The sequence below is a fragment of the Nocardioides montaniterrae genome, from assembly GCF_054782655.1.
In genome coordinates this window covers 97,889-111,116 of sequence record NZ_BAAGSB010000001.1, presented here as the reverse complement: position 1 = coordinate 111,116, position 13,228 = coordinate 97,889, and the positions used below count along the sequence as shown (strand labels likewise).

Genomic DNA, 13,228 nt, shown 5'->3' with positions numbered 1-13,228 from the left:
CCCACGCGATGGCACGGGTGGTGGTCGCCGGGCTCGGTGACAGCGGGCTGCTGACGGCGCTGCACCTCGCGCGTCACCGTGATCTCGAGGTCGTCGGCATCTCCAGCCAGCCCGGTCTGGTCAGCGGCCAGGAGCTCGGCACCCGGCTCGCGCGGCCCGACGACTGGGCGCGCGACTACCGGATCGCCTTCGAGCAGTTCCGCGGGCTCGACGCGGTGCGGACCGTGCACGCCGAGCTGATCGGTCTCGACCTCGCCTCGCGGCGGGTCGAGGTCCGCGACCTCGCCGGTGCCACGTGGTCCGAGGCGTACGACGTGCTGGTGGTCGCCACCGGCGTACGCAACGGATTCTGGCGTACGCCGGAGCTGCGACCCGCCGCGCAGGTGTCGGCGGACCTCCGCGCGGCCCACCTCCGGCTGGCCGGTGCGCGGTCCGTCCTCGTGGTGGGTGGGGGAGCCGCCGCGGTCGGGAGTGCGCTGCAGCTCGCGCTGCGCTGGCCCGGCGTACCGGTGCGGCTGGCGTTCCCCGCCGACCGCGCGCTCGGGCAGCACCACCCTCGCGTCTGGTCGCACGTGCGGCGCCGACTCGAGAGTGCCGGGGTCGAGCTCCTTCCCGGCCATCGCGCGGTCCTCCCGCCCGGTGCCGCGGAGGACATCGGAACAGGCCCGGTGCAGTGGGTGACGGGGCAGCCCGCGACGGAGGCCGACGCCGTGCTGTGGGCCGTCGGCCGGGTCCGTCCCAACAGCGACTGGCTGCCCGGCGAGGTCCTCGACGACGACGGCTTCGTCCGCGTCTGCGAGACCCTGCAGGTGCCCGGCCACGACGAGGTCTTCGCGATCGGGGACGTGGCGGCCACCGACCCGTTGCGCTCCTCCGCCCGCGCCCGGGCCGACCGGCTCCTGGCGCGCAACGTCCGCGCGCACCTCGACGGCCGGCCGTTGCGCGGCTTCGTCCCCGCCCGTCACCGGTGGGGGTCCGTGCTGGGGGTGGAGCCCGACGGGCTGAGGGTCTTCGCGCCGACCGGGACCCCGTTCCGCTTCCCCGCCTGGACGGTGCCATCGGTGCTGCAGCCGTGGATCGTGCGGCGCGGCATCTACGGCGGCGTGCGCCGCAACAGGACGGTCGAGTAGCCGAACGCCCGGGCGCGGCATGAGGTCGTTCGAACGATCAGTCGCTCTCGACCTCGTCGTCACCGTCCTCGTCGCCGTCGATGATGTGCATCGCGGCCTCCTCGGCGGAGGCGGCGGCGCCGTCGATGCCGACGTCGTCGCCCCAGACGTCCTGCTCGACGTGGTCGCCGTTGTCGTGGGCGACCAGGCGGCCGGCACGGCGCGAGCCGACCTCGTGCTCGCCGGGGGACTCGCACTCGTCGGTGTCGTCCTCGGCGTACGGGTCGGTCTCGGGTTCCTCCATGGCCAGCCGGTCCGCGAGCGGTTGGGCGTGCTCGGCCTCCCAGGGCGTGTTGCCCCAGCGCTGTGCGGAGGAGTAGCGCTCCGGCGGTGAGTAGCCGCGGTCGAGCTCGTCCTTGACGTCATCGCCCTCGAGGGTGTCACCAGGCTCGAGCTGGTCCTCGTCGTCGATGCTGTAGTCGCCGTACGCCTCACGGTCACCTGCGGTCATCTCGCACCTCCTTCGTCGTTCCGCCCAACCTACGACCGCTGGCAACCCCGTGGAAGGGGCGAGGACGTACGCCGCCGTCAGGCCGTGATGCGCAGCTCGGTGCTCTCGGCGGCGTGGAGGAGGGCGCCGACCAGGCTGGCGCGCTCGCCGAGGGTGCTGGTCAGCACGGGGGTGCCGGCGGCGGAGTCGAGGGCGTGGCGGCGCAACCCGACGCGGGTCGGCTCGAGCACGGCGTCGCCGGCCCGAGCCATGTCGCCGGCGAGGACGACGACCTCGGGGTTGATCAGGTTGACGATGGTCGCCAGTGCCCAGCCGAGGTGGAGGCCCGCGTCCTCGAGCGCGCGGCGCGCGGACACGTGGCCCCGACCGGCGGCGGCGACGATCGCGTCGAAGTCGGCACCCGGCAGCTGGCCGGCCAGCATGTCGACCAGGCTGGACGTCGAGGCGTACGCCTCCAGGCAGCCGCGGCTCCCGCAGCGGCAGAACGGGCCCTGCTCGTCGAGGGTGAGGTGTCCGATCTCGCCTGCCGTGCCCTGCGAGCCGCGGAACACGCGGCCGTCCAGCACCAGGCCCGCGCCGACGCCGGAGGAGACCTTCACGAACACGATGTTGCTGCACCCGCGTGCCACCCCGAGGCGGTGCTCGGCCAGCGCTCCCAGGTTGGCGTCGTTGTCGACCGCGACCGGTGCCTCGAACGTGTCCCCGGCCAGTGACACGGCGTCCACGTCGCGCCAGCCCGGGAAGATCGCGGGGCTGTCGACGTTGCTGCCGACCACGGGGGCGGGGAGCCCGAGCCCGACGGTGCGCAGCGTGGCGCCGCGTGGGATCAGCCGAGCGGCGATGCGGTGGGCGCGCTCGAGCGCGGCCTGGGGCTCGAGGGGGGTGGTCAGGACGTGGCGCTCCTCGTCGAGGAGACGGCCGGTCAGGTCGCCGACCGCGACCGAGACGTGGCTGTGGCCGAAGTCGACGCCGAGGACGACGCCGGCGCTGGCGGCGAGGCGAACCGCCGAACCTCGTCGTCCGGAGCCCGCCTCGGACTCGAGCAGCCCGCCGGCGGTCAGCTCCCGCACGATGTTGGAGATCGTGGCGCGGGCCAGGCCCGTCGCGCGGGCCAGCTCGGCCTGGGTGTAGGTGGCCGAGCTGCCCCCGTCGGGCGTCGCGTGGCGGAGCACGTCGAGGACCCGCTGCTCGTTGGCGTGGCGCAACGCGGCACCGGACCCGGTGGGGAGTTCGGTGGCGTCGCTCATACGAGAACCCTGCACGCAGCCCGACTATTGGTCAAGGACTGACTAGAAACGGCGTGTTGGTCGAAAAATGTCTCGGTTTGTGTTCAGGGCTTGACCATTACGCTGTGACCCACGACACTCGAACTCGAACAACGGGGGAATCTCAGCCGTTCTCGTCGAGGAGGATCATGTCCAACCAATTCCGTCGCAGCGCCTTCGTGGTGGCCGCGCTCCTGGCCGGCTCGACCGGTCTCGCTGCCTGTGGCAGCAACAGCGACAACGGCGGTGGCTCGGGTGCCGCCGACATCAGTGCGGCGTGCTCGCTGAGCAACCCGCCCACGAGTGGCGCCGCCGCTCCGCCCGCCGGCTCGTCGACCGGCAAGGCCTCGGGCAAGGTCGGCGTGATCCTGCCCGACACGACCTCGTCGACCCGCTACGAGCTCTACGACAAGCCGCTGCTGACCAAGGCGCTGACCGACGCGGGCATCACCGCGGAGGTCCAGAACGCCCAGGGCGACAAGAACCGCTTCCTGTCGATCGCGCAGAACATGATCGGTGACGGGGTGAAGGTCCTGATCATCGACTCGATCGACGCGGCATCCGGTGCCGGAGTCGAGAAGGCGGCCGACCAGGCCGGCGTGAAGGTCATCGACTACGACCGGATCAACCTCGGCGGCACCGCGCCGTACTACGTCTCCTTCGACAACGAGGACGTCGGCAAGCTGCAGGCGCAGACGATGCTGGACTGCCTCAAGGCGCAGGGCGTCGACAAGCCGAACATCATCATGATGGACGGCGGCACCGACGTGGACAACAACGCGGTGCTGTTCGCCAAGGGTGCTCACGAGGTGCTCGACGGCAGCGGCGCGAAGATCGTCGACGAGCAGGTCGTCAAGGGTTGGACCGTCAGCAACGCGGCCCCGGCCTTCCAGCAGGCGATGACCGCTGCCGGCAACGAGGTCGATGGTGTGCTCGCGGCCAACGACGACATCGCCAACGCCGTCATCGGTGTCCTGAAGAACCAGGGTCTGGACGGCCAGGTCGTCGTGACCGGTCAGGACTCGGGCGTCGAGGGCCTGCAGAACATCGTCAACGGCAAGCAGAGCATGACGATCTTCAAGAACGTCAAGCTCGAGGCCGCGGCGGCCGCCCAGCTGGCGATCGCGCTGATCCAGGGCAAGGACCCGAGCCAGGCCGGACTGACGCTGGCTGCGTTCTCCGACCCGCAGTCCGCCAGCCACAAGGTCCAGGCCCTCCTGCTGCCGGCCCAGGTCATCACCCAGGCCAACCTCGAGGACGTGGTCAAGGCCGGGGCGCTCAAGGCCTCGGAGATCTGCAAGGGCGCACAGGCCGCCTGCGACAAGCTCGGCGTCAAGTGACCCGAGCCCGGTGATCGACGCCGGCGGTCGGACCGAGACCGGCCGCCGGCGTACGCCGTGCCCCACCACCGCGCAACCTGACACGAAGTGGAAAGACCCGTGACCGAACCCCTCCTCGAGGCGCGTGGGCTCAACATGAGCTTCGGCGCCGTCCATGTCCTGCACGACGTCGACTTCGCCGTCCATCCCGGTGAGGTCACCGCACTCGTCGGCGACAACGGCGCCGGCAAGTCCACCCTGGTGAAGTGCTTCGCCGGCATCAACCAGATCGACAGCGGCGAGATCCGCTTCGAGGGCCAGCCGGTCACGATCCACGACCCGCGCGCGGCCACCAACCTCGGCATCGAGTTCGTCTACCAGGACCTCGCGCTGGCCGACAACCTCGACATCACCCAGAACATGTTCCTGGGCCGCGAGCTCACGACCGGCCGGGCGTTCCTCTCCGACGGCGAGATGGAGAAGAAGGCGCGCGAGACGCTCGCCAGCCTGTCCGTGCGCACCGTCTCCTCGGTGCGCCAGCTCGTCGCGAACCTCTCCGGCGGCCAGCGGCAGACCGTCGCGATCGCCAAGGCGGTGCTCTGGAACAGCAGGGTCGTCTTCCTCGACGAGCCCACCGCCGCGCTCGGTGTCGCGCAGACGCGCCAGGTGCTCGACCTCGTACGCCGGCTCGCCGACCAGGGCCTGGGCGTCGTGCTCATCTCGCACAACATGAACGACGTCATGGAGGTCGCCGACCGGGTCGTGGCCCTCTACCTCGGCCGTGTGGCCGCCGAGGTGAAGACGACCGACACGACCACGACGCAGATCGTCGAGCTGATCACCGCCGGCCGCAGCGACGGCCTGGGGCTCGCCCCGGCGACCGTCAACGAGAGCATCTGAGGAGACCGGGATGTCTGCGAACACCTCCACCACCGCCCCCGCCGGCTCCGAGCGAGCCAGCGAGTTCTCCCTCGACGTCGAGGAGCGCTCGATCGGCGAGGCCTTCCGCGGCTGGGTCACCAAGCTGCGCTCCGGCGAGCCGGGCGCGCTGCCCTCGCTGGTCGGCATCATCGTGCTGGGCGTCATCTTCGCCCAGGTCAGCGACCGCTTCCTGTCCCGCAGCAACATCGGCAACATCCCGACCCAGGGCGCCTACATCGCGGTCATCGCGCTGGGCCTGGTGTTCGTGCTGCTGCTCGGCGAGATCGACCTCTCCGCCGGTACCGCCGGCGGCGCCTGCGCGACGTTCGCCGCGGTCGGCGCCTTCAACGGCAACCTGCACCACTCCCTGCCCGGTGCCCTCTACTGGTTCCTCGTGATCGGCCTGGCCGTGTGCGTCGCGATCGGCGTGTGGCTCAGGGCCTGGTCGGCCTCGGTCGTGGCGGCCATCGGCTTCGTCCTCGTGGTCACCAACCTGACCCAGCACCTCGGTCTCGCGCTCATCGCCGCGATCTGCATCGGTGCCGCCATCGGCATCTTCAACGGCTTCCTGGTCGCGAAGGTCGGCATCCCGAGCTTCATCGTCACCCTCGCGCTGTTCCTGGCCTGGCAGGGCGTCATCCAGTTCGCCCTCAAGAACCAGCCGGTGAACACCTCCAACTACCAGCTGTGGCACAACCTGACCTACGGCAACCTCTCGGTGCTGTGGAGCTGGGTCTTCACGATCGTCATCGTGGCGGCGTACCTCCTCTACTCGCTGTGGTCGACGCTGCGGGCGCGGGCCGCCGGCCTGACCCGCGACTCGGTCGCCCTGGTCCTCGTGCGGTGCGGGACGCTCGGCCTGATCGGCATCGTGATCACCTGGCTGGCCAGCAGCAACCGCAACCCGCGCGGCCGGATCATCGAGGGCATCCCGGTGCCGGCGGCGATCGTGATCGTGCTGATGATCCTGTGCACCATCGCCCTGACCAAGACCACCTGGGGCCGGCACCTCTACGCGACCGGCGGGAACGCCGAGGCCGCGCGCCGTGCGGGTGTCGACGTGACCCACATGCGGGTCACCGCGTTCGCGCTGTGCTCGGCGTTCGGCGCGCTGGGCGGCATCCTGCTCGCGTCGAGCCAGTCCTCGGCCTCGCAGGACCTCGGTGGCAGCAACGTGCTGCTGTTCTCGGTCGCCGCCGCGGTCATCGGCGGTACGTCGCTCTTCGGCGGACGGGGTCGCCCGCGTGACGCCGTCATCGGCGCACTGGTCATCACGATCATCCCCAACGGGATCCTGCTGCAGCAGAACCCGAACACGCAGTGGCAGCAGGTCATCACGGGTGTGGTCCTGCTGCTGGCGGCCGGCGTCGACGCCATCTCGCGGCGGCGGGCGCGCACGTCCTGATCAGCGCCTTCCAGGAGTGACTCCGTGGCGGGGATAACCTCCCGCCATGGAGTCACTCGCGCTCAGCCTCACCTCGGGGTGGGCCAGCGGCCTGAACAGCTACCTGGTCGTCCTCGTGCTCGGCATCGCCGATCGGACCGGGCACATCGACCGGATCCCCGACGTGCTCGGCTCCTGGCCGGTGCTCGCGGTCGCTGCCGCGATGTACGCCTTCGAGTTCGTCGCCGACAAGATCCCGTACGTCGACAGCGTGTGGGACATCGTCTCCACCGTGATCCGTCCCGCGGTCGGTGCCACGCTCGGCGTGCTCATCGCCGGTGACGCCCAGAGCCTCGGCGACTCCTTCAACCAGGTCCTCGGCGGAGTGATCGGCGGGACGAGCGCCTTCGGTGCGCACGTCACCAAGGCCAGCACGCGCCTCGCGGCGAACACCTCGCCCGAGCCGTTCACCAACATCGGGCTCTCGCTCGGCGAGGACGGCCTGGTCCTGGCGGTCATGACGTTCGCGGTCAACCATCCGGTCGCTGCGGCGGTCGTCGCCCTGGTCCTGCTGGTGGTCGGGCTGGTGGTCCTGTTCCTGGTGCTGCGCGCGATCCGGCGGGGCTGGCGCAGGTTCAGGGCCTGGTGGGAGCGCCGTAGAGGGTCGTCCGCTCCCGCACCGGTCGGCTGATCCCGGCGCCGATCTCCTCGAGCTCGGCGACCGTCTTGGCCGAGCCGTGCTCGGAGCCGGCCATCCGCGAGATGGTCTCCTCCATAAGCGTCCCGCCGAGGTCGTTGGCGCCGGCGTTGAGCATCGCGCGGGTGCCGTCGACACCGAGCTTGACCCAGGACGTCTGGATGTTGTCGATGCGACCGTGCAGCATGATCCGCGCCATGGCGTGGACCGCGAGGTTGTCGCGCAGCGTCGGGCCCGGTCGGGCGACGCCGGCGAGGTAGATCGGCGCGGAGGTGTGCACGAACGGCAGCGGCACGAACTCGGTGAACCGGGCGTTGCCGTGCTCGAGCGCCTGGTCCTGGATGCCCTTGAGGACGTTCAGGTGGCCGACCCAGTGACGCGGGTTGTCCACGTGGCCGTACATCATCGTCGAGGTGGTCGGCAGGCCGATCCGGTGCGCCGTGGAGACGATCTCGATCCAGGTGCGGGTCGGCAGCTTGCCCTTGGTGAGCACCCAGCGGACCTCGTCGTCGAGGATCTCGGCGGCCGTCCCGGGGAGGCTGCCCAGGCCGGACTCGCGGGCCTTGATCAGGAAGTCCTCGATGGACAGCCCCGTGCGGGCGGTGCCGTTGACGACCTCCATCGGGCTGAAGGCGTGGATATGCATCTCGGGCACGCGTTGCTTCACGGCGTGCGCGATGTCGAAGTAGGCGCTCGCGGGGAGCTGGGGATCGATGCCGCCCTGCATGCAGACCTCGGTGGCGCCGAGGTGCCACGCCTCCTGCGCGCGGTCGGCGACCTCGTCGTACGACAGGGAGTAGGCGTCGGCGTCGGTACGCCGCTGCGCGAACGCGCAGAACCGGCAGCCGACGTAGCAGACGTTGGTGAAGTTGATGTTCCGGTTGACGACGTACGTCACGTCGTCGCCGACCACCTCGCGCCGCAGGTCGTCGGCCAGGCGCGTCACCTGGCGGAGCAGGTCGCCCTCGGCGGTCATCAGGGTGAGGGCGTGCTCGTCGGACAGGCTGCCGGGGTCGGCCTCGGCAGCACGCAGGGCGTCGCCGCCCTCGGCATGGAGCACGGCGGGGGCACCGGTCTGCTTCGCGGCCTCGCCGACCGAGGCCCAGTCGCCGTACACGCTGCCGAAGTCGGAGCGACGGTCGTCGGTGCGGCCCTCGGTGTCGACGGCCGCGTGCAGGTCGGTCCGACCGGTCGAGTCGAAGCCGCCGTCGGGCTCCTGCCACGGCAGCCCCTGGGGGCGTACGCCGGGGATGGCCAGCCCGTCGGGCCCCGCGAGAGCGGCCACGTGGCTGGCGACCCGCGGGTCGATCCAGGCCTCGCCGCGCTCGAGAGCGCCGAGGACGTACTCGGGGTGGACCGTCAGTCGCGCCTTCAGCTCGAAGCCGCACTCGGCGGTGATCGCACGCAACCGCTCCAGCGACGGCCACGGCCGCTCGGGGTTCACGTGGTCGGGAGTCAGCGGCGAGACGCCGCCCCAGTCGTCGACGCCGGCCTCCAACAGGGCCCTGCACTCGGCGAGGTCGACCAGGTTCGGCGGCGCCTGGATGCGGGCCTTCGGACCGAGCACGAGCCGGGTGACGGCCAGCGCGGCGCGGTACTCGTCCAGGCCGAGGTCGTCCTGGTGGCGCATCGCGGTGTCGGGCTTGGCCCGGAAGTTCTGGACGATGACCTCCTGCACGGCGGCGTACGCCCGCAGGTTCGCGCGCAGCGCGAAGATCGTCTCGGCCCGCTCCTGGAGGGTCTCGCCGATGCCGACCAGCAGGCCGGTCGTGAACGGGATGCCGTGGCGGCCGGCGTCCTCGAGGACACGCAGCCGGACCGCGGGGTCCTTGTCGGGGGAGCCGAAGTGCGCCTCTCCCTTGGTCTCGAACAGCCGGCGCGAGGTCGTCTCGAGCATCATCCCCATCGAGGGGCTGACCGGCTTGAGGCGGTTGAGCTCCTCCCACGACATGACGCCGGGGTTGAGGTGGGGCAGCAGGCCGGTCTCCTCGAGCACCCGGATCGCCATCGCCCGGATGTAGGCCAGCGTCGAGTCGTAGCCCTGCTCGTCGAGCCACGCCTGCGCCTCGGGCCAGCGGTCCTCCGGGCGGTCGCCGAGCGTGAACAACGCCTCGAGGCAGCCCATCTCCGCACCGCGGCGGGCGATGTCGAGGATCTCGTCGGGGGAGAGGTACGGCGCCCGCCCCTCCCGTGCTGCCTGCGTCGGCGTCTCCACGAACGTGCAGTAGTGGCAGCGGTCCCGGCACAGCTTGGTGATCGGGATGAAGACCTTGGGGGAGTAGGTCACGACGCCGGGGCGCCCGGCCGCACGCAGGCCCGCGTCGCGGACCTTCGCGGCGGCCGTGGTCAACCGGTCGAGCTCCTCGCCGGTCGCCGCGAGCAGCGCGGCGGCCTCGTCGGGATCGAGCGCGGCGCCACGCTCGGCGCGCGCCAGCGCGCGGCGGATCTGCTGAGGCGTGGGGGACATCGGTTCGACGATATCGGAGCCCGCAGTGACCTAGAACATGTTCCATGTCACTGCGGACCCCGGAATGCCATCGCTCAGACGGGCTGCTCGACCGGCTCGAGCGGTTCGGGCGCCGAGACGGCACCCTGGCCCAGCTTGCTCGGCCACCAGATCTTGTCGCCGAGATCGAGGTTGAGCGCGGTCACCAGCACCGAGCGGACGATCATCGTGTCGAGCGCGACACCGAGTGCGACCGCCGTGCCGAGCTCGGCGAGGAAGACCATCGGCAGCGTTCCCAGCATGAGGAACGTCGCGGCGAGCACGAGTCCCGCAGACGTGATCACGCCGCCGGTGGAGGAGAGCGCCACCAGCGACCCCTTGCGGGTCCCGTGGTTGATGGTCTCCTCCCGCACCCGGGTCATCAGGAAGATGTTGTAGTCGACCCCGAGAGCCACCAGGAACACGAACGCGAACAGCGGGAAGCCTGGGTCGGCCCCGTGGAAGTCGAAGACGTACTTGAACAGCAGCGCCGAGATGCCGAGCGCGGCGCCGAAGGACAGCACGACCGTCAGGATCAGGAGCAGCGGGGCGACCAGTGCCCGCAGCAGGACCATCAGGACCAGCAGCACGACGAGCAGGACCATCGGCATGATCAGCCGGTTGTCGTGGTGGGAGGCGATCCCGCTGTCGAGGTAGAAGCCGGCCGTGCCGCCGACGAGGGCATCACCGCCGCCGACATCAGCCGCCGCGCGGGCGGCCTTGATGACGTCGAAGGCCCGCTCGGACGAGGCGTCGTACTTCATGTTCATCTCGAACCAGGAGCGGCCGTTGCCCAGCTGCTTCGGGGCGGTCGCGTCGCTGAGCCCGTCGACGCCCTTGAGGGCGTCCAGCACGGACGCGACGGCGGAGTCGTCGGCGACGACCTGGACCTTGTTCGAGCTGTCGCCCAGGCCGTGCTCGAGCAGCAGCTGCTGGGCGTCGACGGAGTCGAGCTTGGTGGTGAAGGAGTCCTTGGTGGTGAGGCCGCTGGTGTCCAGCGTCGTCAGGCCGACGCACGCGGCGCTGAGGATCACCGCCGTCACCAGCCAGACGGCGCGCGGCCGCTTGCTGATGCGGGCACCCACGCGCGCCCACAGGCCGCTCTCGGTGGGCTCGACGGAGCGGTACCGGGGGCGCTTGGGCCAGAACACCCAGCGACCGCAGGCCACCAGGAGCGCGGGGAAGAAGGTGACCATCACCAGGAGCGTGACGCCCACGCTGATCGCGAGCACCGGACCGAGGCCGGCGGTCGAGTTCAGGTCCGCGACGGTCAGGCAGAGCAGGCCCAGCGCCACCGTGGCAGCACTGGCGATGACAGCGGGCGCGGCGCGGTGCAGCGCGTGCGCCATCGCCTCGTGCCGGTCCTCGAAGTTGCGCAGCTCCTCGCGGTAGCGGGCGACGAGGAGGAGGGCGTAGTCGGTGCCGGCCCCGATCACCAGGATGCCGAGGATGTACTGGCTCTGGTCGTTGACGGTGACGTCGAGGTACTTCGCCGCGAGGTAGACCGTGCCCTGGGCACAGAGGAACGCGATGGCGGCGCTGACGATGGGCAGGATCCACAGCACCGGGCTGCGATAGGTCAGCAGCAGGATCACGATCACGGCCAGGAAGGTGAAGAAGATCATCTGGCTGTGCGAGTTGCTGAAAGACGACGCGAAGTCGGCCGCCTGACCACCCATGCCGCCGATCTGGACCTTGACGCCGTCGATCTTGGCGATGTCCTTGACCTTGTCGGTCAGGTGGGGCACCTCGGACCAACCGGCCTTGCCGAAGTTGAGGGTGAAGTAGGAGTAGGCGACCTGTCGGTCCGCGGACAGCAGCTTCGGTGCGGGCTTGCCATGCGCCCGGAGCGCGTCGGCCGCGTCCGGCGTGAGGACGCCGGCCCGGGTGACGCCGTCGATCTTGGCGATCTGCGCCGCCTGGGCGTCCATGGCCGCGAGGTCGGCCTTCGTGAGCCCCGACGGCTTCGAGTAGACGACCAGCGTCGGGATGTCATTCGGGTCGACGTCCTTCGACAGCTCGGTGGCGACCTTGCTGGCCTCGGCGGAGCCGGGCAGCCATGACGTCGCCTCGTTGTTCTTGACGTCGCCCAGCTTCGTGCCGAGCAGCCCGAGGCCGACGGTTGCCGCGAGCGTGATGAGCAGGACGATCCACTTGGTGATGGGACCAGTGAGCTTGCCGGCGATCTGACGGTGCATGGGCAGGACTCTTCCACCGACCGCCGACATCCGGCATCAGGATGATCCCTGATTCGCCCCGGGCAGCTGCCTCGGACAGACCTGCTCCGAGGTCACTCGTGCAGGCGCGCGGTGAGACCGCCCATCTTGGCGATGATGTCGTCGGTACGACGGCCCGCGCCGCCGGTCACCTCGAGCACCATCCCCTTGTCGAAGCCGCGCCCGTCGCTGCCGATGATGGCCGACTTGGTGCAGTCGCCGCTCGCGAAGGGGCAGTCGCCGGCGGCCGAGGTGATCCGCAGGGTCTCGACGCCGGTCGCGAAGCCGGAGGCGTGCAGGCCCCAGCTGATGCAGCCGGCCTCGTAGCTGCAGTGCGGCAGCCGGGTCCACCACAACCGCTTGGGCTTGGCCTTGCCGCAGGCGTGCGTCGGGCCGGAGGTCACCTTCGACCCCCAGCCGTAGTGGGCCTCGAGGGTGACGTCGATGCACACGCGGTCGCCGCCCTCCTCGGTCTTGGCGTGGTACGACGTACCGGCGACCTGCTCGGTCCCGTCGGGGCCGTCGACGCTCACCGAGGTCTCGGCGTTGGCCGCCTCGGGCAGGGTCAGGTGGAACTCGACCGCACGATCGCCGGGGTGCGCGCTGACGGTGATCGCGTCGAGCTTGCCGCCGTAGCACTTGTCGAGCTTGGCGGCCGCGGCGTCGTGGACGGCGGAGGCCTCCTTGTCGTCGACCAGGACGACGGTCGTCAGCAGGCTGTCGGCGACGCTCGAGCGACCGACGTCGTCCAGGCAGCCGGTGTCGTCGAGGTGCCAGCTGCTCGCGATCTGCTTCTTCCAGTCGTCGGAGCACTCGAGCACGCCGTCGGCGTACGCCCGGGCGGTGTCGGTGTCCCACTCGTCGGTGAACCGCCAGCCGTCGCCGTCGTGCTCGACGACGCCGCGGTCGAGCAGGTCACCCGAGCGGTGCGCGTGGAGGAGCTTGGTCGCGGCGCACGAGCGCTGCGCGTCGTCGGCCCAGCTCGGGTCGTCGGCCCCGTCGGCGATCGCCTTCGCGGCGGCCTTGTCGTCCTTGCTGAGCGGGCCGAAGCCCAGGCGGCCGGTGCCGAAGGCCCAGCCGCCGATGCCGAGCCCCACGACCAGCAGCAACGCGGTCAGCGCGGCAACGACGAGTGGCCACCGCCGCCGCGGCGGTGGGGGCGGGGGCGGGGCCTGGCCGAAGCCGAGCCCCGGTGGCGGGCCCATGGGCGGCGGCCCCATTGGCGGCGGCCCCGGGGGCGGCGGCCCCGGGGGCGGCGGTGCAGTCGGCGGGACGACGTACGTCGGGATGCCGGGCGGCGGGCCCGGAGGCGGGCTGGGCG

10 protein-coding genes are annotated in these 13,228 nt (G+C 71.0%); 5 read left to right on the top strand and 5 right to left on the bottom strand.

The features are described 5' to 3' along the window. Positions 1-8: 8 nt before the first annotated feature. The gene (locus tag ACYVJ3_RS00515; RefSeq protein ID WP_460850517.1) at positions 9-1,130 is read left to right on the top strand and encodes an FAD-dependent oxidoreductase; all 1,122 of its coding nucleotides are present in this window, start codon (positions 9-11) and stop codon (positions 1,128-1,130) included. Positions 1,131-1,167: 37 nt separating this feature from the next. Here the strand turns inward: ACYVJ3_RS00515 and ACYVJ3_RS00510 are convergent, their stop codons facing one another. Continuing rightward, positions 1,168-1,620: a DUF5709 domain-containing protein gene (locus ACYVJ3_RS00510; RefSeq protein ID WP_460850516.1), complete on the bottom strand. Its 453-nt coding sequence runs from the start codon at positions 1,618-1,620 to the stop codon at positions 1,168-1,170. Positions 1,621-1,697: 77 nt separating this feature from the next. Continuing rightward, entirely contained in the window at positions 1,698-2,867 is a 1,170-nt protein-coding gene (locus tag ACYVJ3_RS00505; protein WP_460850515.1) for an ROK family transcriptional regulator, read from the bottom strand. Between the two features lie 167 nt (positions 2,868-3,034). On the opposite strand from ACYVJ3_RS00505, the gene ACYVJ3_RS00500 reads away from it, so the two are divergent. The 4 genes from ACYVJ3_RS00500 (at position 3,035) to ACYVJ3_RS00485 (ending at position 7,200) form a co-directional block, all read left to right on the top strand. Continuing rightward, the gene (locus ACYVJ3_RS00500) at positions 3,035-4,225 is read left to right on the top strand and encodes a sugar ABC transporter substrate-binding protein (protein WP_460850514.1); all 1,191 of its coding nucleotides are present in this window, start codon (positions 3,035-3,037) and stop codon (positions 4,223-4,225) included. Between the two features lie 99 nt (positions 4,226-4,324). Beyond that, the gene (locus ACYVJ3_RS00495) at positions 4,325-5,104 is read left to right on the top strand and encodes an ATP-binding cassette domain-containing protein (RefSeq protein WP_460850513.1); all 780 of its coding nucleotides are present in this window, start codon (positions 4,325-4,327) and stop codon (positions 5,102-5,104) included. A gap of 10 nt (positions 5,105-5,114) precedes the next feature. Next, a complete protein-coding gene (locus ACYVJ3_RS00490) occupies positions 5,115-6,530 on the top strand; it encodes a sugar ABC transporter permease (protein ID WP_460850512.1) in 1,416 nt (471 codons plus the stop codon). A 46-nt stretch (positions 6,531-6,576) separates the two neighbouring features. Then, complete coding sequence (locus ACYVJ3_RS00485; RefSeq protein ID WP_460850511.1) at positions 6,577-7,200, top strand: DUF4126 domain-containing protein; 624 nt, start codon at positions 6,577-6,579, stop codon at positions 7,198-7,200. Here the strand turns inward: ACYVJ3_RS00485 and ACYVJ3_RS00480 are convergent. From ACYVJ3_RS00480 to ACYVJ3_RS00470, 3 genes are all read right to left on the bottom strand, one after another. After that, positions 7,145-9,673, bottom strand: coding sequence for a bifunctional FO biosynthesis protein CofGH (locus ACYVJ3_RS00480; protein WP_460850510.1), 2,529 nt, complete (start codon positions 9,671-9,673; stop codon positions 7,145-7,147). The genes ACYVJ3_RS00485 and ACYVJ3_RS00480 overlap by 56 nt on opposite strands. Before the next feature lie 74 nt (positions 9,674-9,747). Beyond that, the gene (locus ACYVJ3_RS00475) at positions 9,748-11,889 is read right to left on the bottom strand and encodes an MMPL family transporter (RefSeq protein ID WP_460850509.1); all 2,142 of its coding nucleotides are present in this window, start codon (positions 11,887-11,889) and stop codon (positions 9,748-9,750) included. A gap of 92 nt (positions 11,890-11,981) precedes the next feature. Further along, positions 11,982-13,112, bottom strand: a complete 1,131-nt coding sequence (locus ACYVJ3_RS00470) for a hypothetical protein (RefSeq protein WP_460850508.1) — start codon at positions 13,110-13,112, stop codon at positions 11,982-11,984. Positions 13,113-13,228 lie beyond the last annotated feature (116 nt).

Bases quoted from the DNA above. Each gene is read 5' to 3' on its own strand.
- ACYVJ3_RS00515 (WP_460850517.1), top strand. From the start codon at position 9: ATGGCACGGGTGGTGGTCGCCGGGCTCGGTGACAGCGGGCTGCTGACG.
- ACYVJ3_RS00510 (WP_460850516.1), bottom strand. From the start codon at position 1,620: ATGACCGCAGGTGACCGTGAGGCGTACGGCGACTACAGCATCGACGAC.
- ACYVJ3_RS00505 (WP_460850515.1), bottom strand. From the start codon at position 2,867: ATGAGCGACGCCACCGAACTCCCCACCGGGTCCGGTGCCGCGTTGCGC.
- ACYVJ3_RS00500 (WP_460850514.1), top strand. From the start codon at position 3,035: ATGTCCAACCAATTCCGTCGCAGCGCCTTCGTGGTGGCCGCGCTCCTG.
- ACYVJ3_RS00490 (WP_460850512.1), top strand. From the start codon at position 5,115: ATGTCTGCGAACACCTCCACCACCGCCCCCGCCGGCTCCGAGCGAGCC.
- ACYVJ3_RS00485 (WP_460850511.1), top strand. From the start codon at position 6,577: ATGGAGTCACTCGCGCTCAGCCTCACCTCGGGGTGGGCCAGCGGCCTG.
- ACYVJ3_RS00480 (WP_460850510.1), bottom strand. From the start codon at position 9,673: ATGTCCCCCACGCCTCAGCAGATCCGCCGCGCGCTGGCGCGCGCCGAG.
- ACYVJ3_RS00475 (WP_460850509.1), bottom strand. From the start codon at position 11,889: ATGCACCGTCAGATCGCCGGCAAGCTCACTGGTCCCATCACCAAGTGG.
- ACYVJ3_RS00470 (WP_460850508.1), bottom strand. From the start codon at position 13,112: ATGGGCCCGCCACCGGGGCTCGGCTTCGGCCAGGCCCCGCCCCCGCCC.